This window comes from Sphingomonas desiccabilis, assembly GCF_004135605.1.
GTDB lineage: Bacteria > Pseudomonadota > Alphaproteobacteria > Sphingomonadales > Sphingomonadaceae > Sphingomonas > Sphingomonas desiccabilis.
The window spans coordinates 949031-975598 of sequence record NZ_SDPT01000002.1 but is presented as its reverse complement, the minus strand read 5'-3'; the positions used below and the strand labels follow the sequence as shown (position 1 = coordinate 975598).

General features: G+C 68.6%; 24 protein-coding genes. 16 read left to right on the top strand and 8 right to left on the bottom strand.

Annotated elements, in window-relative coordinates:
- Nucleotides 1-8 precede the first annotated feature (8 nt).
- The 3 genes from EO081_RS12770 to EO081_RS12760 form a co-directional block, all read right to left on the bottom strand.
- A complete protein-coding gene (locus EO081_RS12770; RefSeq protein ID WP_129342260.1) occupies nt 9-794 on the bottom strand; it encodes an SDR family oxidoreductase in 786 nt (261 codons plus the stop codon).
- Between the two features lie 89 nt (nt 795-883).
- Entirely contained in the window at nt 884-1759 is an 876-nt protein-coding gene (locus EO081_RS12765; protein ID WP_129342259.1) for an alpha/beta fold hydrolase, read from the bottom strand.
- A 61-nt stretch (nt 1760-1820) separates the two neighbouring features.
- Nucleotides 1821-2735: an SDR family oxidoreductase gene (locus EO081_RS12760; RefSeq protein WP_183947910.1), complete on the bottom strand. Its 915-nt coding sequence runs from the start codon at nt 2733-2735 to the stop codon at nt 1821-1823.
- A gap of 238 nt (nt 2736-2973) precedes the next feature.
- Here EO081_RS12760 and EO081_RS12755 point away from each other — a divergent pair, with 238 nt between their 5' ends.
- The gene (locus tag EO081_RS12755) at nt 2974-3168 is read left to right on the top strand and encodes a hypothetical protein (RefSeq protein ID WP_129342257.1); all 195 of its coding nucleotides are present in this window, start codon (nt 2974-2976) and stop codon (nt 3166-3168) included.
- Between the two features lie 53 nt (nt 3169-3221).
- On the opposite strand, the gene EO081_RS12750 is transcribed toward EO081_RS12755, so the two are convergent.
- Nucleotides 3222-3635, bottom strand: coding sequence for a DUF4267 domain-containing protein (locus EO081_RS12750; RefSeq protein ID WP_165284617.1), 414 nt, complete (start codon nt 3633-3635; stop codon nt 3222-3224).
- 106 nt (nt 3636-3741) lie between these two features.
- The gene (locus EO081_RS12745) at nt 3742-4380 is read right to left on the bottom strand and encodes an SGNH/GDSL hydrolase family protein (RefSeq protein ID WP_206364379.1); all 639 of its coding nucleotides are present in this window, start codon (nt 4378-4380) and stop codon (nt 3742-3744) included.
- Between the two features lie 344 nt (nt 4381-4724).
- On the opposite strand from EO081_RS12745, the gene EO081_RS12740 reads away from it, so the two are divergent.
- Nucleotides 4725-6443 carry a CocE/NonD family hydrolase gene (locus EO081_RS12740; protein ID WP_165284616.1) on the top strand — a complete coding sequence of 573 codons (1719 nt, stop codon included), beginning with the start codon at nt 4725-4727 and terminating at the stop codon, nt 6441-6443.
- 27 nt (nt 6444-6470) lie between these two features.
- Nucleotides 6471-9227 (top strand): TonB-dependent receptor domain-containing protein, encoded by a 2757-nt coding sequence (locus EO081_RS12735; protein WP_129342254.1) that lies wholly within the window; start codon nt 6471-6473, stop codon nt 9225-9227.
- A 52-nt stretch (nt 9228-9279) separates the two neighbouring features.
- Here EO081_RS12735 and EO081_RS12730 read toward each other — a convergent pair whose 3' ends face one another.
- Nucleotides 9280-9762: a MarR family winged helix-turn-helix transcriptional regulator gene (locus tag EO081_RS12730; RefSeq protein WP_129342253.1), complete on the bottom strand. Its 483-nt coding sequence runs from the start codon at nt 9760-9762 to the stop codon at nt 9280-9282.
- A 134-nt stretch (nt 9763-9896) separates the two neighbouring features.
- On the opposite strand from EO081_RS12730, the gene EO081_RS12725 reads away from it, so the two are divergent.
- Genes EO081_RS12725 through EO081_RS12690 form a run of 8 tightly spaced genes read left to right on the top strand, consistent with a single transcriptional unit; the run spans nt 9897 to nt 19920 of the window.
- Nucleotides 9897-10430 (top strand): TRAP transporter small permease, encoded by a 534-nt coding sequence (locus EO081_RS12725; RefSeq protein WP_129342252.1) that lies wholly within the window; start codon nt 9897-9899, stop codon nt 10428-10430.
- Nucleotides 10427-11731 (top strand): TRAP transporter large permease, encoded by a 1305-nt coding sequence (locus EO081_RS12720; RefSeq protein ID WP_129342251.1) that lies wholly within the window; start codon nt 10427-10429, stop codon nt 11729-11731. Before EO081_RS12725 ends, EO081_RS12720 begins: the two co-directional genes overlap by 4 nt.
- Nucleotides 11728-12801 (top strand): TRAP transporter substrate-binding protein DctP, encoded by a 1074-nt coding sequence (gene dctP, locus EO081_RS12715; RefSeq protein ID WP_129342250.1) that lies wholly within the window; start codon nt 11728-11730, stop codon nt 12799-12801. Before EO081_RS12720 ends, dctP begins: the two co-directional genes overlap by 4 nt.
- A complete protein-coding gene (locus EO081_RS12710; RefSeq protein ID WP_129342249.1) occupies nt 12794-14047 on the top strand; it encodes a CaiB/BaiF CoA transferase family protein in 1254 nt (417 codons plus the stop codon). The genes dctP and EO081_RS12710 overlap by 8 nt, the downstream gene beginning before the upstream one ends.
- Nucleotides 14047-16434: a 2-hydroxyacyl-CoA dehydratase family protein gene (locus tag EO081_RS12705; RefSeq protein WP_206364378.1), complete on the top strand. Its 2388-nt coding sequence runs from the start codon at nt 14047-14049 to the stop codon at nt 16432-16434. The genes EO081_RS12710 and EO081_RS12705 overlap by 1 nt, the downstream gene beginning before the upstream one ends.
- Entirely contained in the window at nt 16431-17624 is a 1194-nt protein-coding gene (locus EO081_RS12700; protein WP_129342248.1) for a CaiB/BaiF CoA transferase family protein, read from the top strand. The genes EO081_RS12705 and EO081_RS12700 overlap by 4 nt, the downstream gene beginning before the upstream one ends.
- Complete coding sequence (locus EO081_RS12695; protein ID WP_129342247.1) at nt 17621-18805, top strand: CaiB/BaiF CoA transferase family protein; 1185 nt, start codon at nt 17621-17623, stop codon at nt 18803-18805. The genes EO081_RS12700 and EO081_RS12695 overlap by 4 nt, the downstream gene beginning before the upstream one ends.
- Nucleotides 18802-19920, top strand: coding sequence for a CapA family protein (locus EO081_RS12690; protein WP_129342246.1), 1119 nt, complete (start codon nt 18802-18804; stop codon nt 19918-19920). The genes EO081_RS12695 and EO081_RS12690 overlap by 4 nt, the downstream gene beginning before the upstream one ends.
- A 21-nt stretch (nt 19921-19941) precedes the next feature.
- Here EO081_RS12690 and EO081_RS12685 read toward each other — a convergent pair whose 3' ends face one another.
- Both EO081_RS12685 and ligK read right to left on the bottom strand, forming a co-directional pair.
- Entirely contained in the window at nt 19942-20997 is a 1056-nt protein-coding gene (locus tag EO081_RS12685; protein ID WP_129342245.1) for a 4-oxalomesaconate tautomerase, read from the bottom strand.
- Nucleotides 20990-21664 (bottom strand): 4-carboxy-4-hydroxy-2-oxoadipate aldolase/oxaloacetate decarboxylase, encoded by a 675-nt coding sequence (ligK, locus tag EO081_RS12680; RefSeq protein WP_129342244.1) that lies wholly within the window; start codon nt 21662-21664, stop codon nt 20990-20992. The genes EO081_RS12685 and ligK overlap by 8 nt, the downstream gene beginning before the upstream one ends.
- Before the next feature lie 103 nt (nt 21665-21767).
- On the opposite strand from ligK, the gene EO081_RS12675 reads away from it, so the two are divergent.
- The 5 genes from EO081_RS12675 to pobA all read left to right on the top strand — a co-directional run bounded on the left by EO081_RS12675 (nt 21768) and on the right by pobA (nt 26561).
- Nucleotides 21768-22988, top strand: a complete 1221-nt coding sequence (locus EO081_RS12675) for a LysR family transcriptional regulator (RefSeq protein ID WP_129342243.1) — start codon at nt 21768-21770, stop codon at nt 22986-22988.
- A gap of 155 nt (nt 22989-23143) precedes the next feature.
- Entirely contained in the window at nt 23144-23596 is a 453-nt protein-coding gene (gene ligA, locus EO081_RS12670) for a protocatechuate 4,5-dioxygenase subunit alpha (RefSeq protein ID WP_129342242.1), read from the top strand.
- 2 nt (nt 23597-23598) lie between these two features.
- Nucleotides 23599-24444, top strand: coding sequence for a class III extradiol dioxygenase subunit beta (locus EO081_RS12665; protein WP_129342241.1), 846 nt, complete (start codon nt 23599-23601; stop codon nt 24442-24444).
- A 3-nt stretch (nt 24445-24447) separates the two neighbouring features.
- Nucleotides 24448-25395 carry a Gfo/Idh/MocA family oxidoreductase gene (locus EO081_RS12660; RefSeq protein WP_129342240.1) on the top strand — a complete coding sequence of 316 codons (948 nt, stop codon included), beginning with the start codon at nt 24448-24450 and terminating at the stop codon, nt 25393-25395.
- A complete protein-coding gene (pobA, locus tag EO081_RS12655; RefSeq protein WP_129342239.1) occupies nt 25392-26561 on the top strand; it encodes a 4-hydroxybenzoate 3-monooxygenase in 1170 nt (389 codons plus the stop codon). The genes EO081_RS12660 and pobA overlap by 4 nt, the downstream gene beginning before the upstream one ends.
- Nucleotides 26562-26568 lie beyond the last annotated feature (7 nt).

The following is a 26568-nucleotide window of genomic DNA, read 5'->3' as shown; positions in this document are numbered from 1 at the left end:
CGGCTCCCTCATCCGACCAGCAACGATTCCGCGCCGTCGATCCAGACCGGTGTGCCGCTGATGTGGCGCGCCTGATCCGAAAGCAGGAAAAGCACGAGGTCCGCCACCTCGTCGGAGGTGCCTGGTTCCCCATCCGTCAGAGGGATCTTTCCTTCCGGATATTCGACCGGCTCGCCCGCCACCGCCGCGTCGCGGTGCGTCGTGCTGTCCTCGATGTTCGTCCCGATCTTCCCGGGGCAGATCGCGTTCACGCGGATCCGGAACTTGGCGAGCTCCAGCGCGAGCATTTGCGTCATCGCGACCTGCGCCGCCTTGGTGCAGCTGTAGGCGGTCGCCCCGGCGTTCGAGAAGATGCGGGTGCCGTTCACCGACGCCGTGATCACGATGGCGCCGGCGCCTGCACGCTTCAGGTGCGGGACGGCATAGTGGAGCGTGAGGTAGGTGCCCCGCAGATTGGTGTTGATGGTGCGGTCCCACTCGTCGGGCCCGAGTTCGTCGATCGGAGCCCAGACGCCGTTGATGCCGGCGTTCGCAAACACATGATCGAGCCGCCCATAGGCGCGCACGAGATCGGCAACCGCGGCCTTCACCTGGTCCTCGCGGGAGACATCCGCGACGAGCGGCAGGGCGCGACCGCCTGCATCCGCAATCTGCCGGGAGACCCGTTCGGCATCCTCGGCAGTGTGGGTCAGCACCCCGACTGCGCAGCCTTCTCCCGCAAGCCGCAGTGCAACGGCCTTGCCGATGCCGGAGCCCGCGCCGGTCACCAATGCCACCTGTCCGGAAAAGCGCATGCCGTCAGCCCCTCTGTCCAAGCTTCTGACGTCCGAACGATCCCGGGGGCGCTTCTATCCCGCTCCGGCAGCCGGTCATCACGGTGGGTTCAAGATTGGAGGTGATCGAGAATCCGCGCTGTCACCCGCTCGGGCTGCTCGAGATGCAGCCAGTGGGTCGCATCCTCCAGGATCTCCAGGTCGCCCTGCTCGCACTGCGTCAGGCTCGCACGTGCGACATGCGGCTCCAGGAAGCTGTCCTTGCCGCCCCACAGGATCCGTGTGGGCACCTTGATCCGAGCCGATCCGCCGGACCTGCGGTGCCGCAGCGCGCGGTAATAGTTCAGCATGGCGGTGAACCGCCCGGGGCGCTGCCATGCCTGCACGTAGCGGTCGAGCGCCCGCGGCTCGAACGCGCCGGGAGCGGCCGATCCCTCCACCATCGTGCGAAGGGCCGCGAAGTCGAAGCTCCCGAACACCGCCTCGGGCAGCCAGGGAAGCTGGAAGAACATGGCATAGCTGCTCCGCAGCGCCTGGCTCGGGTGCTTGAGCGCCTGCCCTCCCCACACGTCCGGATGCGGGGCGTCGAGGATCACCAGCTTCTCGGCGTGGCCGGCGTGGCGAGCCGCGACCCACCAGGCGATCACGCCACCCCAGTCATGGCCGACGAGGTCGAAACGGCGCACGTCCAGAGCCTCGGCTAGGGCGACCACATCGGCTGCGAGCACGTCGAGGTCGTAGGAGGCGAGGCCCTCCGGCGCCTCGCTGAGATTATAGCCGCGCAGATCGGGGACGATCACCCGAAAGCCCGCGTCGGCCAGCGGCTGGATCTGCTTGCGCCACGCCCACCAGAATTCCGGGAACCCGTGCAGCAGCAGAAGCGGCTGCCCGTCTCGCGGTCCGGCCTCCACGACATGCAGGTCGATGCCGTTCGCCCGCACCTCGCGGCTCGTCCAACCCGCGGCGATCAGTTGGTCCTCGGTCATGCCGGCTCAAGCGGCGGGAGCCAGAGGAGTTCCCGCGCTTGGGGGCCGGCCCGCCACGGCGTCAGGGGCTCCCCTCACCGCCATTCGCGCCGACCACCCCACCAGTGGTGAAGCTCGCATCGTCGGAGGCGAGAAGCACGTAATGCGCCGCCAGTTCCGCCGGTTGCCCCGCGCGTCCCAGCGGCGTGTCCTTGCCGAACTCACCGAGCTTTCCGGGCAGTTGTCCGCCGGCGACTTGCAGCGGCGTCCAGAATGGGCCCGGAGCGACCATGTTGACGCGGATCCCCTTCTTGGCGAGCTGCTTGGCCAGCCCCTTCGTGAAAATCAGGATCGCACCCTTGGTCGAGGCATAGTCGAGCAGTTCCTCGCCCGGGTCATAGCTGTTCACCGAGCCCGTGTTGATGATCACGGCGCCGGGCTTCAGGTGCGGGATGGCGCTCTTGCTGAGGCGGAACGTCGCGAAGATATTGGTCTCGAACGTCCGGACCATCTGCTCATCGCTGATCTCCGAGATGTCGGACTTGCTTTGCTGATAGGCAGCGTTGTTGACGAGGATGTCGAGGCCGCCCAGCCCTTCCACTGCGCGTGCGATGATGCGCCTGCAATTGTCGAGGCCGCGGATGTCCATCGGGATGGCCACCGCCTTTCGCCCCGCGTCGCGGATCAGGGAGACGACCTCGCGGGCATCCGGCTCCTCGTCCGGGTGGTAGTTGATCGCCACATCGGCGCCTTCCCGAGCATAGGCGATGGCTGCCGCACGCCCGATGCCGCTATCGCCGCCGGTGATCAGCGCCTTTCGGCCCAGGAGCTTGCCCGAGCCCTTGTAGCTGCTTTCCCCGCAATCGGGACGCGGGCTCATCTTGCTCTGCAGGCCAGGCCAGGGCTGGCGCTGTTCGGGAAAGGGCCCAGCGGTATATTTGCTCCGCGGATCGCGCAGCGGAGCCGGGCTTGCACCCGCGCCTGCGGTCTGGGCCATTCCCGGGGCGGCAGTCGCCGCCAGGCCCAAAGCCGCTCCGCCGAGCACCGCTCGGCGTGAAGGTTCGCCCGTACCCACTGCCTGTTCTCCTGATTGCGCGAGAGCCGAACGGGCGGCGGCACCAAAGGTTGCGGCAGGGACGGACGAGTACCGGGCGGGGTTCTCGCAGGAAACGTGCGGCACCGGTGGCGCAATCCGCGGCACCCGCGCGTTGACCGGATCCACACGGAGAATCTCCATGAACGAGCGCAAGATCAGCAACGGCCCGAACGAACGCGCGCGGGACGAAAGCATCGCGGGGACGGGCCCCGGCATCCCCGACGAAGCCCTTGCCCCCGGCGAGGCACTTCCGCCTGCCCCTTCCGACGAAGACGTGCAGCGCGTCGCGGCGAAGCTCGGCGTGCCGGGAACGGCCGCCCGCAGGGACGATTGATCCGGCCCGCCCGGATCGACGATCCGTAAGGTCTCGCTCTGCCGGTCGGCAGGCTAGTCGGCGCCGCCGCGGCTGTCCCCCGGCTCCGAGATGTGGGCAGTCGTCCGGCCCGAACCGCGCGCACTCACCCCTGCCAAGGCAGCAAAGCACATCAGGCTCGCCGCGTGCAGCAGGTACTGCACGGGACCACCGGCGCCGGAAGCCGCGAGAAGCAGCATGTCTCCAATCGGAATGACCAGCGTTCCGAGGGCCACCACTCGCAGTGCCTGCCGAAACCCGGCGATGGCGAGACCAAAGAGGTAGATTGCAAGCGCCACGTCGCGCACGCCCACCGCCCGCACGTAGAAGAGCCCGGCCTCGCTCCGCTCCCCGAACCCGTACAAGGCGGCTCCCGCTTCGGGCGCGAGCACGAACAAGCCGCCCAGCAGCACGAAGACGCCGGAGAGGACGACCGCCGCCACCCGCACGGTGTCACGCCATGCCGGCAGAGGGGCGGCACCTGGGAAGGTTGCCGCATGCGATCTCGCACCCGCGTCCGCAGCCTTGCGGCGGCCCATCAAAGCGACGGCCCGCTCAGCACCACACCGAGGAACGCCCGCTCGGCTCCTGCCGGACGAGATCTGCGATCGCGCCGGCGATCTTCTCACCGCCGAGTGCGGAGGGCTCGATCGGGTTCGCATAGTCGGCCGGATCGGTGCAGATCAGGCGGAGATCAATCACCGGCAGCCCGCGCGAGAACGCCGCCCGGGTGATCACGTCGTTGAACAGCGCCAGCGATGCCACCACCAGCCGGTGCTGCGGCTCAGGATGGTTCGCGTCATAGATGGTACACACCGCCGTCGGCAGGCCCCGCCTCGCCACGGCATCGATCATGCGGGTGTAGGACGCGGCAAAACTCGCCTGCGCATCCGCCAGCAGGTCGACCGCGTCCGCCACGGTTTCAGCGCGTGCGCTCAGCACCGACGCATGACCGAGCGCATCGTTGCCGCCTGCGGAGACGATCAGATGCGTGGCATCGGGCGGGATCCGGTCGATCTGCCGCCGCTCGACATCCCCCGTGACGTGCCCGTCCACGGCTACCAGGCTCACGCGCCAGTCCCTGCCGAGCCGAGCGCGCAGCTGCTCGGCGACATCCGGCTCTGGCGCGACATAGGCGCGATTGTCGAGGATCGAGTCGCCCAGCAGCGCCACGTGGTTCATCGTCTCTGTCACCGTCCGTCCCAGCCGTGGCCGTGGCCCTCTCCCGCTCCGTGACTGAATGAGCGCAGGGGTGCCGGAGTTCCGCTCGCGCCGAGCAGCTGATGGACCGCATGGGAATCTTGCAGCTCCGAGGACGCGAAACTTCCCGTGCCCCCCCCCATGGGTGCCGGCGCATCGCCATCGTGCAACGCGCCCTGCGAGCCCGATCCAGATGTTTTTTCACATAACAGTTGAAAGAGCGTACTGAATTACCTTACACCTATTGCAGGTGCTCGGAGAAGCACTCGATTGGAAAGGAGAGGCTCGTGGCGACTCGTCGCTTCACATGCGCTTGCCTGAGCGGCGCGGTTCTCGCCGTGAGCACCCTGGCCGGCTCAGTCGCCGTGGCGCAGAACGATGTCACCGTCACGGTGGCCGACGATCCTGCCGTCGTCCGCTCCTCCTTCTATCTGCCGGTTCGTGACGGCACCCGCTTGTCGGTGAACGTGTACAGGCCCGCCAAGGATGGCCGGGTCCGCGAGGGCCGATACCCGGTGGTGTTCGCCTTCACACCCTACCGGGCCCGCTATCGCAAGGACGGGGAGATCGTCGATCTGATCGACTCCACCACCTTCGGCCTGCGCAAGCTCGTCCATGCTGGATACGTGGTCGCGACTGCGGACGTGCGCGGCAAGGGGGCGTCCTTCGGCGCTCGCCGCGGATTCCTCGATCGCACCGAGGCACGGGACGGGTACGACGTCATCCAGTGGCTCGCCGCCCAGCCGTACAGCACCGGCAAGGTGGGCATGACCGGATGCTCCTATCTCGGCGGCAGCGCGATGCTGGTTGCCGGCACCCTCCCGCCGGCACTGAAGGCGGTCTTCGCCGCGGCGACCGATCTCGACAAATACGCGTTCGTCCGCAACGGCGGCATCACCGCGCAGTTCAACACCCGTCCCGACGAGCCGCCCGAGGTCGATCTCGCAACGGTGCCCGTCGACGCCGATCGCGACGGCAGCCTGCTGAAGGCCGCGGTGGCGGAGCATTCCCGCAACACGCCGATGGCGCAGCTGTGGGCGGGCATGCCCCACCGCGACGACATGTCGCCGCTTACCGGAACCCGTTTCTGGGAGGAGGTCGGTCCCTACACCCACCTTCCCGCCCTCCGCAGTCCCCAGCTCGCCTGGTATCTGTGGAGCAATTGGAGCGACGAGCCGACCGAGCAGATCATCCAGGCCGCGGCCAATCTACGGGCCAAGATGATCATCGGCCCCGGCAGCCATTGCGAGCCGCCCAAGGTGTTCGACATCGTTGGCGAGCAACGCCGCTTCTTCGACCACTATCTGAAGGGGATCGACAACGGGATCGAGCGCGAGCCCCGCTACAGCTGGTGGCGCGAACAGGGGGATGGCGGAACGCTGGTGCAGCGGGACACGCTTCCCGGCGCGAAGCTGAAGCGCACCACGCTCTACCTCTCTGCGGCCCCCAACGACGCGCCTGCCGCAGTCGATGCCGGTAGCATCGGAGCTAATCCGTCCAAGCCCAAGCCGTTGCCGTTCAAGGTCGATTACAGCGTCGCCACCAAGGACTATTTCCAGTTCTGGCCGAGCCCCCTGGATGGCAAGGGTCTGACCTTCACCAGCCGCCCCTTGGCGAGCGACGCAGCGATCGAGGGCTATCCGGTCCTGACCGTCCGCGCCGCGATCGACGGCCGGGACGCCAACCTGTTCGGCTATCTCGAGGATGTCGATCCGGCCGGCAAGGTATCGATGCTCGCCTTCGGCCGCCTGGCGTTCAGCCACCGCAAGACCGCCACGGCTCCCTATGAGCGCCTTGGGCTCCCCTATCATTCCGGCCTGAAGGCGGACGTCGCCCCGGCGGTTCCGGGGCAGCCCGCCACCTTGTCCTTCGCGCTTTCGCCGCGCGCCTACACGGTCGCCGCCGGCCACCGGCTCCGCGTCACCCTGACAGGCGCCGACCCCCGCCAGCGCAACTTGGCCGAGATCCGTGGCTCTCTTGCCGAGACGGTCACCGTGTTCGCCGGATCGCCGTCGCACATCGACATACCGTTCGCCACCCCCGTCCGCTTCCGCTGAATTCCAGCGACTTCAAGGACCAGAACCATGCACAGCAAGCTTCGCCGGCATCGCATTCTGTTCGCCACGGGCGTAACCTTGGCTGCACTCGGCTGGGCGGGTTCCGCCGCCGCCCAGGCGGCCGATCCGAGCGCCGGCAGTTCACAACAGGGCGCGGCCGATGCGCCCGCTTCCGTCCAGACTGACGCCGCCACGGCCGGCCCTGTCACCATCGGCAGCGGCGATGTGCAGGGCGGCGACATCGTCGTGACCGGTAGCCGCATCCGCGGCGCCGCTCCCGTGGGGTCCACCGTGATCGCGGTGGACCGCAAGGCCATCGAAGCCTCCGGCGCCGTGACCACCGATCGCCTGATCAAGGAAATCCCCCAGGTTTTCGATCTCGGCACGTCCGAGAATTCGCGAGGCCAGTCCGGCGGCAACAGCAACATCACCTTCGGCAACTCGATCAACATTCGCGGGATCGGCCCCTACGCGACCCTCACCATCCTCGATGGGCACCGCGTGGTGAACAACAGCCGCTCGGTCGATCCTTCCATCATTCCCTCGCTCGGTCTGGAGCGGGTCGAGGTCGTCGCGGACGGCGCTTCGGCCGTCTACGGCTCCGACGCGATCGCCGGCGTAGTGAACCTGATCCCGCGGCGCAGCCTGAACGGCGTCGAGACCATCGCCCGCATGGGCTTTGCCGACAATTTCCACGAGAGCCAGTTCGGCATCGCAGGGGGACGCACCGGCGACTGGGGCCAGGTCATGGTCGCCTATGAGCATGTCTTCCGCAGCAACCTGTCCGGCGACGACCGCAGCTTCTTCACGAGCGACCAGCGGCGATTCGGCGGCCGCGACTTCCGCTCCACCCAGTGCAATCCCGGCACCCTAACGGTCGACGGCGCCAATTACGCGATCCCCGCCGGGGGCGTAACTCCGGCCACCGCCGGGCAACTGGTGCGCGGTACCGCCAATCTGTGCGAGGGGTTCCGGGGCCAGGACCTGTTCCCCGAGACCAAGTACGACAGCGTGAACGGAACCTTCACGGCGCACATCACCGACTGGCTCGACGCCTTCGGCGACGGCTATTTCTCCAAGCGCAGCTTCCGCCGCCTGAACGGGTATACCGGTGCGACGGTCACCATCCCGACGACCAACGCCTTTTTCGTGCGCCCGCCGGGCACCACCGGCCCGGAGACGGTCCAGATCCGCCTCGACGACCTGCCCAACAACGAGACTACCGGCTTCACCCGCAGCTGGCAGGGTGCCGGCGGCCTGCGGGCCAGTTTCGGCGGCTGGCAGGTGCAGGGCCAGCTGATCTACGGCCGGTCCAACGACACCGCCAACACGCCGAACGGCATCAACACGCCCGCGCTCAACGCGGCCCTCGCCAGCAGCAACCCGGCCACCGCCTTCGATCCCTATGGGCTCGGCCGCACGTCTGCGGCGGTCCTCGCCGCGATCAGCGATCAGGTCTTCGATGCGCCGACCCTTAACCGCTTCACCGGGGTTGAGGCGAGCATCAACGGCACGCTGTTCACACTGCCGGGAGGCGGCGTGAAGCTGGCAGCCGGGTACGAGCGCCAGGAGCTTGAAGTCTCGCTGGGTCTGCGGCGCGGCGCCCCCAGCACCGTCGCGACGTTCCGCGACTTCGACCGCCAGGTCGACTCCGGCTATGCCGAGGTTCTCGTGCCGCTGTTCGGCCCCGACAACGCGGTGTCGTTCCTCCGCCGGCTCGAGCTGAGCGCGGCAGTCCGCTACGACAAGTACAGCGACGTCGGCCACACCACGAACCCCAAGTTCGGCGTCAACTGGTCGCCGGCGAGCGGTCTGGTGATCCGCGGCAGCTATGGCACGTCGTTCCGGGCGCCTCTCTTCTCCCAGATCTACGGCAACAGCTCGAACCTGTTCGTCCAGCCCTATGCCGATCCTTCGCTCGGCGGCACGATCGTTCAGGGCGTGGCGCTGTCGGGCGGCAATCTCGACCTGCGGCCGGAGGAAGCCACGACCTGGTCGGCAGGCGTCGACTGGGATCCCTTTCCCAATGCGCGGATCAGCCTGACCTATTGGGACGTCAGCTACACCGGCCAGGTCGATACCTACCTTGCCGATCTCGCAATCCTCAGCCGCGAGGACCAGTTCGCCGGCACCGGCGTCATCCTGCGCGGACCCGCCGCCGCCGCGCGGATCCAGGACTTGCTGGCTCAAGGCATTGCGGTGGCGCGCGGCGTGCTGCCCGACAATCCAACCCTGTTCATCGATGGCCGCACCCAGAACCTCGGGCGATCCAAGACGAGCGGCATCGATGTGCTCGCCAGCTATTCGCTGGAGACGGCGGAGGCCGGCACCTTCACGCTCAATGCCAACGCCACCTACCTCACCCGCTATCGTTCAGCGATCACGCCGGCCGGTACGCTTGTCGATCGCCGCAACACGCTGTTCAACCCGCTCACCTTCAAGGGACGGGCCAGCCTCACCTGGAACTACGAAGGCGTGAACACGCGCCTCCTGGTCAACCATGTCGGCGGCTACGACAACAACACCCTGCCCAATGGCGCGGTGCAGAAGGTGGGCAGCTTCACCACCGTGGATCTGGGCGTCACCTTCGACGTCGGCGATCCCGACGCGACCCGGTTCTTCGACGGCGGCTTCAGCGTCTCTTTCGATGCGCTCAACCTGCTCGATCAGGACCCGCCGTTCCTGGACTTCGCCCCGACGGTGAACGGCAGCGGCGGCTATGACGCGACTGCGGCGAACCCGATCGGGCGGCAGATCGCCGTCACCGTCCGGAAGCGGTTCTGACAAAATGCGGGATAGCGAATGTGCGCCGCAGCGCAGTCTCGACCGTCGGCGTTCAGCCGCGAAAGCACGCCGTGTACACCCGGTCGAGGATGGCGTTCAGCACCCGGAGGTCATCCTTGCCAAGCGCGTCGAGCACGTCATGTTCGACCACCTCCAGGGCGGCGAACATTTCGGCAAGCCACGCCTCGCCTGCTTCCGTCGTGTACAGCGCATGCCTCCGGCGATCGACGGTAGAGCGCCGGCGCTCGGCCCATCCGCGGCGTTCCAGGTCGTCGACCATCATCACCGCCATGGATTTATCCAGCCCAACTTCGCGGGCGAGCATGACCTGCGACAGACCGGGATTGGCGGAAATGATGGCAAGGGCAGAGAACAGTCCCTGGCGAAGCTGGTAGCGGCCGGTGACCTGCGCGAATTCCCGCGAGAGCTGGTTCTGGATGCGGCGCAGCCGGAAGCCGACGAACTCGCCCAGCCGGCCCAGTTCGAGCTCGGCGTCGGGAGGCGTGCCCGGAGTTGCGATCCGTCTTTCTTCCATGCCCCCTCGCCTAGCCGAACACCCTGTCCAAGGGAATTCCATAGGCGCTTCGTGAATTGCCGGCCGCCCGCACGGGCGCTCCGGGGCTCTTCCGCGATGCCGCGTGCCACGATGGGCTGTGGCAGGATGCGCGCGTGACCCTGCCCCCCGCCTCCCCGGCTCCTGCCGAAACCCGTATCGATGCAGATGTGGGGCCCTCGCCCGATCATCGCGCCGCGCCGCCGCTCGCCCGGCTGATGCTAGCGATCGGATCGGTCGCGCTGCTCCTCGCCATGTCGACCGACGCCCTGGCGGTTGCCGGGCGGCACGCCGGCATCCGACTTTTCGGCTCCATCGAGATCGTGCAGGCCTGCATCGTCCTGGTCGCGACGAGCGCGATCGTGCTGACCACGATCGTCGAGGGGCATGCGCGAGTCCACATCCTGCTCGACCGGCTGAAGCCCGCCACCGCCACCCGCCTGCTGCGCGGCGCAGACTGGGTGAGCGCCCTGGTCTTCCTGTGGCTCGCGACCGGATCGACCTGGCTGCTCGCCGACCTCTGGAACGCGTTCGAGCTCACGGAAATCCTCCACTTGCCCCTGCGCTGGCTTCGCCTCGCATGGATCGTCGGGTCGCTGGTCACCGCGGCCTTGTTCGTTCGACGCGCCCTTTCAAGGACGGCAGCATGATCACGCCCGAGTTGATCGGCTTTGCCGGCATCCTCCTCCTGTTGATCCTCCTGGCGGTGGGCATCCCGATCGGCATCGGCCTCGCGCTCGTCGGCGGCGTGGGCCTCACCCTGCTGCTCTCGCCGGAGGCAGCGCTGATCAAGGCCGGGGTCATCACCTTCGACACCATCTCCCGCTACGAACTGGGCGTGTTGCCGTTGTTCGTGCTGATGGCGCATCTCTGCTTCGCCGCGGGCGCCAGCCGCGACTTCTTCGACGCGGCAGCGCGGTTCGTCGGGCATCGGCGCGGCGGCCTCGCCATGGCCTCCATCGGCGGCTGCGCCGGTTTCGGAGCGATCAGCGGTTCGAGCCTCGCCACGGTCGCGACCATCACCTCGGTCGCCCTCCCGGAGATGCGCAAGGCCAATTACGCGCCGTCCTTCGCGACCGGAGCGCTGGCCGCGGGGGGGACGCTCGGGTCGCTCATCCCGCCCTCCGGCGCCCTCATCGTGTTCGGCATCATCGCCGAGCAGTCCATCGGCAAGCTGTTCGCCGCCGCCGTAATCCCCGGCCTCACCCAGGCGCTGTTCTACCTCGTCGCCATCGCCATCTTGTGCCGGCTCAACCCGCTGCTCGGCCCCCCGACCACGCGGGCCCCCTGGCGCGAGCGCTGGCCCGCGCTACGCTCGATCGCCGACGTCGGCCTGCTGATCATCTTCGTGATCGGCGGCCTGTTCGTCGGCTGGTTCACCCCTACGGAGGCGGCCTCGGTCGGATCGGTCGCAGCACTGCTGCTGTGCTGGCGGCGCGGGCGGCTCAACTGGCGGGCGGTATCGGACGCGCTGCAGACGACGCTGCGCACCACCGGGATGATCTACATCGTGATCATCGGTGCGCTGCTGTTTGCGACGTTCATCAGTGTCACCGGCATCGCCGCGCTGCTCTCCAACCTGGTCGCCGGCCTCGATTCCGGTCCCACCGTGGCGATCATCGCGATGGCGCTGGTGCTGCTGCTGCTCGGCTCATTCCTGGACGGCCTGGCGCTGATGCTGCTCACGACGCCCATCTTCCTGCCGATCACGTTAGACCTCGGGCTCAGCCCGATCTGGTTCGGCATCTTCCTGGTGCGCACGATGGAGATCGGCTTCGTCCATCCGCCGCTCGGCCTCAATGTCTATGTGATCCAGGGGATCGCCGGGGACATCCCGCTCGGCACGATCTTCCGGGGCATCGTGCCGTTCCTGCTGGCCGATTTCCTCCATCTGGCGCTGCTGATCGCCGTGCCTGCCTTGTCCCTTTGGCTGCCGGGAGTGATCGCATGATCCGCCGCATCCTCGCCGCGCTGTTGCCGGCAGCGCTGCTCGCCGGGTGTGGGGCTGCTCCGCTGCCGCCGGGAACGCAGGTGCTGACCTATGCCAGTCCCTATCCTCCCGGCCACCCCTTCAGCCGTGCCGACCAGCGCTGGATGCAGCACATCGAACAGGCATCGGGCGGTCGGCTGCGCATCAAGCCCTATTGGGCCGGCGCGCTTCTTTCGAGCGATCAGAGCATGGAGGAGATCCGCCATGGCGTTGCCGACATCGGCCTGATCACCCCGATCTACACCCGCGGCGGCGCCCATACCCAACGGGCGCAGGCCGGTTTCTACGGCGGGGTGCGGTCGATGGGCGAGCAGATCGGGGTCTACCGCTGCCTCGCCGCCCGTTTCCCGGCGCTCAACAACGAGGTGCGCGGCCTTCGGGTCCTGGCGGTGCAGCCGGGGAACTTCCCGGGCATCCTCACGCGCACCCGGCCGGTCCGCACCCTTGCCGACCTCAAGGGCCTCCGGCTGCGCGCCCCGGCGGAGAACCTTGAGGTGCTGCGCGCCCTGGGCGCCGATCCGGTCGATATGCCAATGGCCGACGTCTATTCGGCGCTCGCCAAGGGCGTGATCGACGGGGTCGTGGCGCCAGCCGACACGCTCAAGAGCCTGCATTTCGCCGAAGTCGCGCAGCATTTCACGGCGCTTCGCGTCAGCCGCGGATCCTACCCAGCCAGAGCCATGTCGGAGCGGAGCTGGAACGCGCTCACGCCCGAGTTCCAGCGCTTGCTACACCAGAGCCAGGACGTATGGGAAACCGCCCTGATCGACGAGATGAACGCCGCGGAAACCGCCGGCATCGCCTTTGGAAAGGCCCACGGGGTCGCGTTCCTGCCCATCGGCCCTGCGGACCAGCAGCGGTTCGACGCGCTCTACAACGGGAACGCAGCCCGCATCGCCGCCGCACTCACGCGCTTCGGAAGCGACGGCACGCCCATCTTCACCGAAGCGCAGCGGCTGATCGCCGCCCGCGCGGCCGAACACCCGTCGGCCTGCGCTTCCAACGCCACGGACCCAGCCACGCATGCATGACCCCACCCCCGCGACCCGACGCCCCCTGGAAGGGCTGCGCGTCATCGACCTCACCCGCGCACTTGCGGGGCCATACGCCACGCTGCTCCTCGCCGGGCTCGGCGCGCAGGTCATCAAGGTGGAGGATCCGCGCGGCGGCGACCTCGCGCGCGAGAACAGCCCCTATGTCGGGCGGGACGGCGTCACCGTCGAGCGCGGTCATAGCGACGACGTGTCGATCTCCCACCTCTCCCGCGCCCGGGGGAAGATGGGGGTGTCGCTGAACTTCAAGGCGCCCGGCGCGCGAGCGATCTTCCAGGACCTGTGCCGCGACGCCGACATTGTGGTTGAAAATTTCACGGCGGGCACCGCCGACCGCCTTGGTGTCGGCTACCAGGCTGCGCGCGAAGCCAATCCCCGCATCATCTATTGCTCGCTCTCCGGCTTCGGCGCGGACGATGCGGAGGGTGGCAAGGCGATGGACGTCATTATCCAGGCCCTTTCCGGCGCCATGTACACCAGCGGCGATCCGGACGCCCCGCCCGTCCGCATGGGCATCCCGGTGGCGGACATGCTCGCCCCCGTTTTTGGCGTGATCGGCATCCTGTCCGCGCTCGAGCAGCGTCACCGCACCGGGCACGGCCAGCATGTGGATGTATCCATGCTGGGCGCGCTCACCTCGTTCGTGGCGATCGAGAACTGGTCGGCGCTTGCCGCGGCGGGCATGCCGGCGCGCACCGGGCTTACCGTGCAGCGGCTTTCCCCCTTCGGCGTGTTCGAATGCGCGGACGGCTATGTCGCAATCGTTGCCGTGCATGAAAAGCTTGCCCGCGGCCTGTTCCAGGCAATGGGCGCACCGGAACTGAGCGACGATCCCCGCTTCGCCAGCCGGGATGCCCGAGTGGCCAATGCACCGGTGCTGGAAGCGCACATCACGGCCTGGTCCCGCAACTTGCCGACCGCAGATGTCGTGCGCCTGCTGGAGGCGCAGGGCGTTCCCGCCGCGCCGGTCCGCCACCCGGAGGAAGCGCTCAGCGATCCGCGGGTCATGGCGCGAGCGGAAACCATGCCGATCGCGCACCCCAGCTACCCGCACCGATCCGAGCTTCGCACCTCGGGCATCCCGATCCGGTTTTCCGATGCGGAGACCGGCTTCGACCCGACGCTGCCGATCTCGGTCGGCGAGCATAATCATCAGATCTACCGCGAGCTCCTCGGCTATGATGACGCGCGCATCGCCGAACTGCGCGCGGCGGGGGTCATCTGATGGCGGGGAGCGCTGCACGCGACTCGATTGCCGCGGCCTTTGCCGATCCGGAGGCGGTGGCGGACCGGCTGCGCGCCACGGGAATGCGCGTGATCCGCACCATCGGCAGCGACGCCCCCTTCACCTGGCTGCGCGCGGCGGGATTCGCACCCGTCCGCCTGGCACCGGCCGCGGGCGACACGCCGCGCGCGGATGCTGTCATGGGCCCGGCGGCGGGTCGGCGGCGGGCGCACCGGCTGATGGAGCGGCTGCTCGATCCCGCGCTCGCCGAGGTGCCGATCCTGATCACGCGCGCCGATGCCGAGCAGGCACAGATCTTTGCCGCGCTGCGCGAACGCCTGCGCCTCGGCGAACCCGCGCCCCGGTACCTCCACCTGCTCGATCTCGTGCATCAGGACCGCGCCGCCTCAGCGCGCTACAATGCGGCCCGGCTTGCCCAGCTCGACGCGTGGCTGGTCTCGCTCGGCGGGTCGCCCGTCACGGACGCGCGCCTTGCCTCCGCCGCACGCGACGAACGGGGCACGCTCGACCTCCTCAGGTCCGCCTGCGAGCTGAGGCGGAGCGAAGCGCCCCCTCTTACCGGCACCGACGTCCTACACCTGATCGGGTGCACGGCGATCCTGCCGCCCGACGAGCTGGCGACACACCTGCGCGCAATCGTGCACGATCCCGCCCCCAGAGCGTCCGGACCAGGGCGTCGCGCCTTTGTCACCGGAACGGCCCACGAAGACGACGGAGCGTACCTGGCTCTCGAAGCCGAGGGGTTCGATCTGGTCGGCGACGATCATGACTGGGGCGAGCGTCGCCTGGTCCCGCCGCCGGTCACGCGAGAGGAGGCGGCGGCGCCGCTGTATCAGGCACCGCTCTCCGCCCGGTGGCCCGCCGCCGATGCGGTGACGACGGGTAGCGACGCGCGCCAAACTTCGGCAGACCTTGTCCTTCACCTCACCCTCGACGGGGACGAGGCCGCGCCCTGGCATGTCGCCGCGCTCACGCGATCGCTAGCGGGCGGACCGCGGCTGGAGCGACGCCGGATCGGCATTGCCGCGGCCAAGCCCGGTGCGCCCAAGCCTCGCCCCGCCGCGCCGCGCCCGTCCGCACCGCGCAGCCGCAAGTCGCTCACCTCGCTAGCGAGCTTCGGCAGCTATCAGCGCGAGTGGTTCCAGTCGCTTCGGGCACAGGTGGCCGACGGCGCGCCCTTTGCGTGCGTGAATGCCAATGCGCCGCAGGAAATCCTGCGCGCGCTCGACGTGCCGTTCGTGGTCAATCAATGGTGGGCCTCGATCGTCGCGGCCAAGCAGCAGACCGGTCGCTATCGCGCGCTGCTGGCAGAGCACGACCATCCGACCGACGTGGAGGCCTATAGCGCGCAGGGCATCGCCGCGCTGTTCGACCACGATCCGGCGGAGGCTCCCTGGGGCGGGCTGCCACGGCCGGATTTCGTGCATGCCGTCTCCTCCAGCGACGCCACCCCCGCGATCTTCGACAATTGGGCACAGGAGAGCGGCGCGCGCCCCTTCCTCTACGAGCGCACCGTCGATCCCCGGCTGTCGATCGCGACGCAGTGGTGGGAGGATCTGCCGGACCGATGGGAGGACGCGCTGGAACCGGAGCGGCTCGACCTGCTGGTGGCCGAGTTGCAGACGGTGATCGCCGATCTCGAAGCCGCCACCGGGCGGAGCTTCTCCACGGAGAGGCTCGTCGAGGTGATGAACCTCGTCAACGAGCAGGAGGAATATTATCGCCGGACCCGCGACCTGATCGCGCGGACGGTGCCGGCGCCGATCAGCATCGTCGACTCCATGCCTGCCACCATGGTCCCGCAATGGCATCGCGGCACTCGCTGGGCGCGCGATGCCGCCCGCGCCTTTCACGACGAAGTCGCCGAGCGTGTCCGGACCGGCGCCGGGGTTGTCGCCGACGAGCGGGTGCGCCTGATGTGGGTGGGCCGCGGCCTGTGGAGCGAAACGGCCTTCTACCAGCGCTGGGAAGAGAGCCATGGCGCGGTGTTCGTCTGGTCCATGTACCTTGCGCTGGCAGCCGACGGGTACATTCGGCACTTTGATCGCGGCCGTGATCCGCTCCGCGCGTTGGCCGCCCGCTTCCTCACGATGGGCGACGAACTGCGGATGCCGAGCTGGGCCGGGCCCTGGCACGTCCATGAAGCACAAACCCATCAGGTTGACGGTGCGGTCGCCCTGGCGGACGCGGATCCGTTCGTGCTGCGGGCGCTGGCGGCGGCAGGCGTGCCGGTCCTGGAACTGGGCGTCGACAATTTCGCCATGGATCCCGAAACCACCGGCGCGCTGGAACAGCGGATCACCGCCTTCATCGAGGGTCCCGCCACAGCCCAAGCGACTGCGCGCCGGGGGAGTGCCGGGGCATGACCGCACCCCTCTCCGGCCTCCGCATCCTCGATTTCACCCGCTACCTGCCGGGCGCCTATACCGGCTGGATCGCAGGGGACATGGGCGCCGACGTGATCCGCGTCGAGAACCCCCGCGAACTAGCCAAGCACGCCCGGATGTTCGGGCACGCCGACGACCCGGAAGCGGAAAGGCTGCGCCGCGCGCGCCCTTCCTATTGGCGCAACCGCCGCTCGATCGTTCTCGACCCGGGTCACCCGAAGGCGACGCCCGTGCTCGCCGCGCTGGTCGCCTCGGCCGACATCCTGGTGGAGGATTACCGGCCCGGCACGATGGCCCGCATGGGTCTGGGCTATGACGCGCTCGCAGCGATCAATCCGCGCCTGATCTATGCGTCAGTCTCCTTCACCGGCCACACGGGGCCGCTCGCCGGTCGTGCGGGGCACGATCCGGCGGCGCTGGCGCTCGCCGGCGCCTTGTCGCGCCTGAACGGTCTGCCGACACCCAGCCTGCCGGGGGTTCAGGTCGCCGACGTTATGGCGGGGGCGCACACCGCCATCGCGGTGCTCGTGGCCCTGCAGGCGCGCGAGCGGACCGGTCGCGGCAGCCAGGTCGACGTCGCCATGTCGGACGCGGCAATGCCGCTCCTCGCCGTCGGGCTGGGTCGCGCAGCGTCGCCTGAGGATATTCCGCCCCCCGACGGGGCCTGGCATCCCAAGGGCGGGGTCTGGCAATGCGGCGATGGCGAATGGCTCTGCACCACCGACATGGAACCGCGCTATTGGGAACGGTTCTGCGCTGCCGTCGGCCGGCCCGAATATGCCGCTCGCCAGTTCGATACCGCGGCGCATCCCGCGATCGAGGCGGATCTCGCCGCCCTGTTCCAGACCAGGCCGCGCGCCGAATGGCTTCGCGTCCTCGGCGATGCCGATACGCAGGTCATGCCGGTGCTGACCCCTTCCGAAGCGCTGCGCCATCCCCATGCCGAGGCGCGCGGCATGCATCTTCGCCTGCCGGTCGGCGATCAGGTGGTGGAGCAGATCGGCACCCCCTTTCACCTGTCCGGCGTGGAAGCCGCAGACCATCGCCCCGCCGGCGCGCCCGGCGCCGAGCGCGACGCGATCCTGGAAGAGCTCGGCTTCGATGCCGCTGCGCGTGCTGCGCTTTCCCGCGCCGGCGTCTTTTCCGGCGAGCGGGAGGCGCTGCCATGAACGCGCTCGACGGCCTGACCGTGGTCGATCTCAGCCACGCGATCGCGGGGCCGACCTGTACGAACATGCTGGTCGAACTCGGCGCGACCGTGATCAAGGTCGAGCCGCCCGGCACCGGCGACGGCTTTCGCCACTATACCGAACATGGCGGCGAGGCGATGCTCAGCATCCCGTTCGCCTCGATCAACGCGGGCAAGCGCTCGATTGCGCTCGATTTGAAGACGCCGGCGGGCATCGAACTTCTGTGGCGGCTGCTCGAACGGGCGGACCTGCTGGTCGAGAACTTCCGCCCGGGCGTGCTCGCTCGGCTCGGCCTCGACTTCGATGCGCTGCACGCCCGCAATCCGCGGCTCATCCTCGTCTCGATCACCGGCTTTGGCCAGACGGGGCCGCTCGCCGATCGGGGCGCCTACGACCATATCGCCCAGGCGATGTCCGGCATCGCGCTGATGAACACCGGACCCGACGGACCGCAAAAGATCGGCATGCCGATCATCGACAGCTTCACGGGGTATCTCGCCACGATCGGCTTCCTCGCCGCCCTGCGCCGGCGCGATGCCAGCGGCCTCGGCGAGCACGTCGACGTGGCCATGCTCGACGCCGCGCTCAAGCTGGTGAACACCACCGTCTCCGTCCATTCCTACACCGGCCGGACACCGGGGGGGACCGGCAACCGCGGGTTTCGGCTGGTCGCAACATCGGAATTCTATCCGACCGCGCAAGGGTGGATCGCCTTGGGTGCGAACAACCAGCAGCAGGTGGAGGCACTGCTGCACGTGCTGGGTCACCCGGAACTGATCGACGACCCGCGCTTCCGCAGCCATGACGCCCGCGTGGCGCACTATCCTGCGGTTCGCGCCTGGCTCACCGAAACCCTCTCCACCTGGCGCGCAGCCGATCTGGAGGCGCGCCTCGCCGAAGCGCGCGTGCCCGTCGCCATGCTGCGGGAAGTGGGCGAGATCGCGCAGCATCCGCATGTCCTCGAACGCGGCACGCTGCATCCGGTGGCACTGCCCGGCTGGGACCGGCCGCTCGACGTGGTCGGACCGGGTTTCGCGACCGAGACGCGGCCGACCTCCACCGTCCCCACGCTCGGCAGCGACACCGATGCTATCCTGGCCGAGCTCGGCCTGGATGAAGCGGCGATCCTCGCCCTCAGGCGATCGGGCGTGGTCGGATGAAGCCGCTGGATCTCGTGTTCCTCGGCGACATCATCCTCGACGTCCCCGATCCCGATCACTGGCTCGGCGGTGTCGCCCCCGTCACCCGCGCCGCCGACCTGGCAGTCGGCCACCTCGAGGTGCCGCACACGACCCGGGGCGAGGAACTGGCCGGCGATGTGCCCGCACCGGGCGCCGACCCCGCGCACCTGTCCGCCATCGCCCGCGCCGATATCGAGATGCTCTCGATGGCGGGCAATCACATCGCCGACTGCGGTGGAGAAGGCATCGCCGACACGAACGCCGAACTGGATCGGCTGGGTATCGCCCACGCCGGCGCGGGCCTGAACCTGTCCGAGGCCACCAGGCCAGCGTTCGTCGAACGCGGCGGCCGCACGATCGGCCTGCTGAGCTTCAATTGCGTAGGCCCGGAGATTGCCTGGGCAACGGCCGATCGCCCGGGGTGCGCCTATGTCCATGTGCGCGCCGACGATGACGGCCCCTCGCGACCCCAGGCGAACCTCGTGGAGGCAGACCCGGCCTCGGTCGCCGCCATGCAGGACGCGATCGCCGACCTCCGTCGCCGTGCCGATCTTGTTCTGGTGGCGCTGCACAAGGGCATTACCCACCGCCCCGCGGCGCTCGCTCCCTACGAACGCCCCCTCGCCTTTGCGGCCGTCGATGCGGGTGCCGACGCGGTCCTCGGCCATCACGCCCATATCCCGCGCGGCATCGAGTTTCACCGCGGACGGCCCATCTTCCACGGCCTCGGCAACGGTGTCGTCGTCACCCACGCGCTCAGCCCCGCACAGGACCATCCCGGCCGCGCCGAGTGGGCGGAGCGGCGCAAGCGGATGTTCGGGTTCGAGCCCGATCCCGCCTATCCGCTCGCGCCGTTCCATCCGGAGGCGGTGAACGGGATGATCGGCCGGCTGCGCCTCGACCCCGATGGCAGCATCCGCACCGGCTTCCTGCCGATGTGGAGCGCCCCGCCCGGCCGACCCGAGCCCGCTACCGGGGGGCGCGCCGCAGAAATCGCCAATTATATCGATCGCATCGGCGTACGGGTCGGGCTTGCCCCGTTGCGCCAGACCCTCGACGCCGGCTGGAGATGGCTCCGCCCGGAGAGCGCCTGACGCGCTTGCCAGCTCCCGAATTCAGGCGAAGACCATGCCGTCCATCAGCTTGCGCGCGGTGCGCAGCAGCGCGGCAGAGACGACCTCGCCCGCCGCATCGGTCTCGATGACCACGCTCATCTCGCCGGTCGGATGCTCGACCGACAGCGTCTTGCGCGCGCCTGCCGGAACCTCCGCGACCTCGGCCGCGGGTGAGCCCGGGATCAGGCATGCGGTGGCGACGCTGACGGCCCCGAGCACGCCGATGGTCGCATGCGCCCGGTGCGGGATGAAGCTGCGAACCGTGACCGTGCCGCCGTTCCGCGGAGGTGCGACCAGCATCATCTTGGGGACCGACTTTTCCCGCACATCGCCCAGGTTCATCCGCGCCCCCACCTGCAGGCGGATCGCCTCGATGCGCGCCTTGAGCGCCGCATCCGCATCGAGCGTGTCGCGATCCTCATAGCCGGTGATGCCGACATCCTCGGCCTTCATCACCACGCAGGGCATGCCGTTGTCGATCAAGGTCACGGGCACCCCGTCGATCACGTCGACCGCGTTGCCGGACGGGAGCAATGCTCCGCATGACGAGCCTGCCGTGTCGCGAAACTCCAGCGGGACCGCCGCCGCGGTCCCGGGAACACCGTCGATCCGCGCCGGCCCGGCATAGGTGACCTGCCCGCCCGGCGTCGCGACGGTGGCGACGGCAACCTGTCCCGTGTTTTCCATGAAGATCGTCAGGCGCGTCTCGCCGTCCTGCGCCGCCACAAGGCCGCGCTCGATCGCGAACGGTCCGACCCCGGCCAGCATGTTGCCGCAGTTCTGCGCGTCCGTGACGATCGCCTGATCGACGAACACCTGTAGGAAGAGATAGTCGACGTCCACGTTCGCGCGCGCCGATCTGGAGACCACCGCGACCTTGCTGGTGAGCGGGTCCGCCCCGCCCATGCCATCGATCTGGCGGGCGTCCGGCGATCCCATGATCCGCAGCAGAAAGGCATCGCGTTCTGCGACCGACGGGGGCAGTTCCTCGCGCAGGAAAAAGCCGCCTTTCGAGGTGCCGCCCCGCATCCACATGCATCGAACGGCGTCAGACATAGCGCAGCCCCATCGCCTCCAGCTTTCCGCGCATGTCGTAGATGTCGAGGCCCAGTTCCCCTGCTGCCAGCCGCGCGCGCTTGACCTCTTCGGCCGCCTCGCGGACCCGCGCCTTCTCCAGCACTGCGGCAGCCTCTGCCCTGGGCACGACGCAGACGCCGTCGTCGTCCGCGACGATGACGTCGCCCGGGTGCACCAGCGCGTTGGCCGCGACGACCGGCACGTTCACCGACCCCAGCGTCGCCTTTACCGTGCCCTGGGCGTGTACGGCCTTGGACCAGACCGGGAAATTCATCTGGGTAAGGTCCCGCACATCGCGCACGCCCGCGTCGATCACGAGGCCCCGGCAGCCCCGCGCGATCGCGGAGGTTGCGAGCAGGTCGCCGAAATAGCCGTCGCTGGAGGGGCTCGTCGGTGCAAGGACGAGGATATCGCCCTCGCGGATCTGCTCGATCGCGACGTGCACCATCCAATTGTCTCCCGGCGGTGCCGAGATGGTGACCGCGCTCCCGGCAATGCGCGCGCCCGGGTAGATCGGCCGCATATACGGCGCGAGCAGTCCGGTGCGTCCTTGCGCCTCGTGCACGGTCGCGACGCCGGCATGCGCTAGGCCGTCGATCACCGACACATCCGCCCGGGCGAACTCGCGCACCACTATGCCTGCCATGCCGTTCTCCATCGCCGCCTTTGCCCGGAGCATGAGCCGGATGTCGGCCGATATGCCAATTCGGAGTTGTCGCCGCGCGATAAGCTGATGTTATAGATCGGGCGTGACTGCCGATCAGTTGAACCTCCGACACCTGCGCGCGACGCTCGCGGTGATCCGACATGGCAGCGTCAGCGCCGCGGCAGCCGAGGTCGCGCTTTCCCAGCCTGCGCTGACCCAGGGCCTCGCAAAGCTCGAAGCCGCATTGGGGACGAGCCTGTTCGAACGCCGCCACGACGGCATGCTTGTGACCGAGGCGGGACGGATCATCGGAGCCCGTGTGGAGGCCGCAGCGGCGTTCCTTCAGGAAGGCATGCGCGTGCTGCGGCGCCGGCAAGGGGCGCGCGGCTTCCAGCGCGCGGACCTGCTGCTGACGATGACGCAGATCCGCGCGCTGGTCGCAACGGCGCGCGAGGGCAGCTTTGCCGGCGCTGCGCGCGCCTGCGGGGTCAGCCAGCCCGCGATCCACGGCGCCATCCGCGACACGGAGCGCCTGTGCGGCCTCGCTCTCGTCGAACGGCGCGGCCGGGGGATCGTCCTCACCAGCGCGGGAGCACGGCTGGCGCGTGCCGGACGGCTGGCGCTGGGGGAGCTCGGTTCCGCGCTCGACGAGATCGCGGCGCTTGGCGGAGAGCGGCGCGGGCGCATCGCGATCGGCGCCATGCCCCTGGCCCGCGCCTGGCTGCTGCCGACGGCGATCGCGCGCCACCACGCGGAAGCACCCGACATGCGCTTCGACGTTGCGGAAGGGTCCCACGCCGAGTTGATCGAGCCCCTGCGCGATGGCGAGTTCGACGTGCTGGTTGGCGCGATCCGGGAGCCATCGCCGGGGCCCGACGTCGTGCAGGAGGCGCTGTTCGACGACCGCCTGGCGATCTTCGGCCGCGCCGGCCATCCCCTCGCGGGAACGCAGCCCGACGTCGCCGGGCTGGCGCAACAGCCGTGGCTCGCCCCTCGCGAAGGCACGCCGCTGCGCAGCCGCTGGGAGGAGATCTTCACCAGCGCCGGCGTGCCGCTGCCGGCGGTGCGGATCGAGTGCGGGTCGGTGATGATGCTGCGCGGGTTGATGCTGGAGGGGCATCACCTCACGCTGCTGTCCCCGGACCAGCTCTGGCTGGAATTGCGAAGCGGCCTGTTGTGCGAAATCGCCCCGGCGCCCGCTCCGGCACACCGCACGATCGGGCTCACCACCCGGGCCGGATGGCGTCCGACCGACGCGCAGGAGAGCTTCCTCGCGACGCTCCGGGCATGCAGTGCCGTCAGCGCACTTCAGGAAACGCAATAGCCGCCGCATTGTATTGATTGGTCTTTGCGGACCGATCCGCGGCAGCCTTGCGGCATGGAGAGGAAGGCAGGCACCTGCGAGAACACCGGCATCGGCTGCGCAGGAGCGCGTGCGCCGCATGCTGCCCTGCCCCGTCGTTGCAAGGAAGCGTCCGCATGACGAGCATCCACGACTATCTCGCCGAGTTCGACGACATCCCCGGCACCCGCGTCTACACCGCGAAACGCGCCCGCCAAGGCTATCACATGAACCAGTTCGCGATGAGCCTGATGAAGGCGGAGAACCGCGAACGCTGGAAGCGCGACGAACGCGGGTATCTCGACGAATGGCCGATGACCGAGGAGCAGAAGCAGGCGATCCTCGACCGCGACTACAACCGCTGCCTCGACCTCGGCGGCAACATCTATTTCCTCGCAAAGGTCTTCTCGGCCGACGGGCTCAGCTTCCTCCAGGCGGTCGGCACGATGACGGGCATGAGCCCCGAAGACTATCAGGCGATGATGATCGCCGGGGGCCGCTCGCCCGAGGGCCTCCGCTCGCTGAAGGACCAGGCGGCCGGCCAGCCCGATCGTCCGGACCTGTCCGGCCCTCCCGCAAAGGACCTCTGAGCATGGCGCGCATCACCGCCGGCATCGCCACCAGCCACATTCCCGCGGTCGGCGCTGCGCTCGACAACGGCAAGACGCAGGAACCCTATTGGGCGCCGGTATTCGCCGGCTATGACTGGACGCGGCAGTTCGAGGAGGCCGAGAAGCCCGACGTCGTCATCCTGGTCTATAACGACCATGCCTCGGCATTCGACATGCGGGTCATCCCGACCTTTGCGATCGGATGTGCCGACCGGTTCAACCCGGCGGACGAAGGCTGGGGACCGCGCCCGGTTCCGGTCGTGGAGGGACACGCCGACCTCGCCTGGCACATCGCGCAGTCCTGCGTGCTCGACGAATTCGACATCACCGTCATCAACGAGATGGACGTCGACCACGGGCTGACGGTGCCGCTCTCGCTGATGTTCGGGCAGGTCGAACGCTGGCCGGTAAAGGTGGTGCCGATCGCGGTGAACGTGGTCACCTACCCGCCCCCGACCGGCAACCGCTGCTGGGCGTTCGGCGAGGCGATCGCCCGCGCGGTCGAGAGCTTCGACGAGGACCTGAACGTGCAGATCTGGGGCACGGGCGGCATGAGCCACCAGCTCCAGGGCCCCCGCGCTGGCCTCATCAACAAGGAGTGGGACAACCGCTTCCTCGATCGCCTGTCCGGCACGACCGACGAACTGCGCCACATGCCGCACATCGAGTATCTGCGCGAGGCGGGGTCCGAGGGCATCGAGCTGGTCATGTGGCTCATCATGCGGGGTGCCCTGGGCCATTCCGCCGAGCAGTTGCACCGTTTCTATCACGTGCCCGCCAGCAACACGGCGGTCGGGCACATCGTTCTTCGCCCCAATCAGGAGTAAGCGATGCGGATCGCAGTGGCCGGCGCGGGTGCGTTCGGCGAAAAGCATCTCGACGGCCTCAAGAACATCGAAGGCGTGGAAATCGCCTCCATCGTCAGCCGCAGACTCGAACAGGCACAGGCCGTTGCCGACAAATATGGGGCGCCCCACGCCACGACGGACCTGGACGAGACCCTGGCCCGCGACGACATCGACGCCGTCATCCTGTGCACGCCGACCCAAATGCACGCACAACAGGCGATCGCCTGCATGAACGCGGGCAAGCATGTGCAGGTGGAAATTCCGCTCGCGGACAGCTGGGCGGATTCCCTGGCGGTGGATGCCAAGGCCAGGGAGACCGGCCTCACCTGCATGGTCGGCCACACCCGGCGCTTCAATCCCAGCCACCAATATCTGCATGCCAAGATCGCCGCCGGTGAACTCGCCGTGCAGCAGATGGACGTGCAGACCTATTTCTTCCGCCGGAAGAACATGAACGCGAAGGGCGAACCGCGTTCCTGGACCGACCACCTGCTGTGGCACCACGCCGCGCACACGGTGGACCTGTTCGCCTATCAAGCCGGCCGGATCGTGCAGGCGAATGCCATCGAGGGCCCCACCCACCCCGACCTTGGCATCGCCATGGACATGTCGATCCAGCTGAAGAGCGAGAGGGATGCGATCTGCACCCTGTCGCTCAGCTTCAACAATGATGGGCCGCTGGGCACCTTCTTCCGCTACATCTGCGACAACGGGACCTGGATCGCACGGTACGACGACCTGGTGACCGGTCGCGAGGAGCCGGTGGACCTGTCCGGAGTGGCGGTGTCGAACAACGGCATCGAGCTGCAGGATCGCGAGTTCATCGCCGCCATCCGCGAAGGGCGCGAACCCAACAGCTCGGTGGGCCAGGTGCTCGACTGCTATCGCGTGCTCGGCGACCTGGAGCGCCAGCTGGAAGCGGCGCGATGAAGACTGAGGTGGCGATCGTCGGGGCGGGCCCAGCGGGGTTGCTGCTGGGCCACCTGCTGCGCGCAGAGGGCGTTGTGGTGACGATCGTGGAGCGGGCATCCCCCGACTATGTGCTCGGCCGCATTCGCGCCGGGGTGCTCGAACGCACGACCACCGATCTGCTTCGGCGTCTGGGGATCGACGCGCGGCTTGATGCGGAGGGCCTGTGCCACGAAGGCTTCGCCCTCGCCGATGGGGAGCGCCTGATCCGCATCGACATCGCCGGGCTGACCGGCGGTGCCGTCACCGTGTACGGCCAGACCGAGGTCACGCGCGACCTGATGGCGGCGGCGCCGGAACGCGGCCTGGAGATCGTGTACGAGGCGGGTGACGTCGCGTTGCACGACATCGACACTGACGCGCCCTATCTCACCTTCGAGCAGGATGGCGCGCCCTCTCGGCTCGAGGCCCGCTTCATCGTGGGGTGCGACGGCTTCCACGGTCCCTCGCGCAAGGCGATCCCCGCCAGCGTCGCGAAGGTGTACGAAAAGGTCTATCCCTTCGGCTGGCTCGGCATCCTGGCGGACGTGCCGCCGTGCGACCACGAACTCATCTACGCCAATCACGATCGCGGTTTCGCGCTGGCGTCGATGCGTTCGCCGACCCGCAGCCGCTACTACATCCAGGTGCCGCTCGACGAGCGCCTGGAGGATTGGTCCGACGACCGGCTCTGGGACGAGCTCGCCGTCCGCCTTGGGCCAGAGGCCGGAAGCCGGATCACGCGCGGGCCTGCGCTGGAAAAGTCGATCGCGCCGTTGCGATCCTATGTCTTCGAGCCGATGCGCCACGGCTCCTTGTTCCTTGCAGGCGACAGCGCCCACATCGTGCCCCCAACCGGGGCAAAGGGCCTCAACCTCGCCGCCTCGGACGTCGCCTATCTCTCCCAGGCGCTTTCCGCCTTCTTCCGGCACAACGAGGGCACGCTGATCGAGGGCTATTCGCAGCGCGCCCTCGCCCGCATTTGGAAGGCAGAGCGGTTTTCGTGGCAGCTGACCTCGCTGATGCACCGCTTCCCGGATCAGTCCGGGTTCGACCGGCGCATGCAAATGGCGGAACTGGACTATATTGCAGGATCGCGGGCCGCCCAGACCGCAATCGCGGAGAACTATGTCGGCCTGCCGCTGTGACCTTGGG

Coding starts and splice junctions, on each gene's coding strand:
- EO081_RS12770 (WP_129342260.1), bottom strand. CDS start 794: ATGCGCTTTTCCGGACAGGTGGCATTGGTGACCGGCGCGGGCTCCGGC.
- EO081_RS12765 (WP_129342259.1), bottom strand. CDS start 1,759: ATGACCGAGGACCAACTGATCGCCGCGGGTTGGACGAGCCGCGAGGTG.
- EO081_RS12760 (WP_183947910.1), bottom strand. CDS start 2,735: ATGGCCCAGACCGCAGGCGCGGGTGCAAGCCCGGCTCCGCTGCGCGAT.
- EO081_RS12755 (WP_129342257.1), top strand. CDS start 2,974: ATGAACGAGCGCAAGATCAGCAACGGCCCGAACGAACGCGCGCGGGAC.
- EO081_RS12735 (WP_129342254.1), top strand. CDS start 6,471: ATGCACAGCAAGCTTCGCCGGCATCGCATTCTGTTCGCCACGGGCGTA.
- EO081_RS12730 (WP_129342253.1), bottom strand. CDS start 9,762: ATGGAAGAAAGACGGATCGCAACTCCGGGCACGCCTCCCGACGCCGAG.
- EO081_RS12720 (WP_129342251.1), top strand. CDS start 10,427: ATGATCACGCCCGAGTTGATCGGCTTTGCCGGCATCCTCCTCCTGTTG.
- dctP (WP_129342250.1), top strand. CDS start 11,728: ATGATCCGCCGCATCCTCGCCGCGCTGTTGCCGGCAGCGCTGCTCGCC.
- EO081_RS12710 (WP_129342249.1), top strand. CDS start 12,794: ATGCATGACCCCACCCCCGCGACCCGACGCCCCCTGGAAGGGCTGCGC.
- EO081_RS12705 (WP_206364378.1), top strand. CDS start 14,047: ATGGCGGGGAGCGCTGCACGCGACTCGATTGCCGCGGCCTTTGCCGAT.
- EO081_RS12700 (WP_129342248.1), top strand. CDS start 16,431: ATGACCGCACCCCTCTCCGGCCTCCGCATCCTCGATTTCACCCGCTAC.
- EO081_RS12695 (WP_129342247.1), top strand. CDS start 17,621: ATGAACGCGCTCGACGGCCTGACCGTGGTCGATCTCAGCCACGCGATC.
- EO081_RS12690 (WP_129342246.1), top strand. CDS start 18,802: ATGAAGCCGCTGGATCTCGTGTTCCTCGGCGACATCATCCTCGACGTC.
- EO081_RS12685 (WP_129342245.1), bottom strand. CDS start 20,997: ATGTCTGACGCCGTTCGATGCATGTGGATGCGGGGCGGCACCTCGAAA.
- ligK (WP_129342244.1), bottom strand. CDS start 21,664: ATGGCAGGCATAGTGGTGCGCGAGTTCGCCCGGGCGGATGTGTCGGTG.
- ligA (WP_129342242.1), top strand. CDS start 23,144: ATGACGAGCATCCACGACTATCTCGCCGAGTTCGACGACATCCCCGGC.
- EO081_RS12665 (WP_129342241.1), top strand. CDS start 23,599: ATGGCGCGCATCACCGCCGGCATCGCCACCAGCCACATTCCCGCGGTC.
- EO081_RS12660 (WP_129342240.1), top strand. CDS start 24,448: ATGCGGATCGCAGTGGCCGGCGCGGGTGCGTTCGGCGAAAAGCATCTC.
- pobA (WP_129342239.1), top strand. CDS start 25,392: ATGAAGACTGAGGTGGCGATCGTCGGGGCGGGCCCAGCGGGGTTGCTG.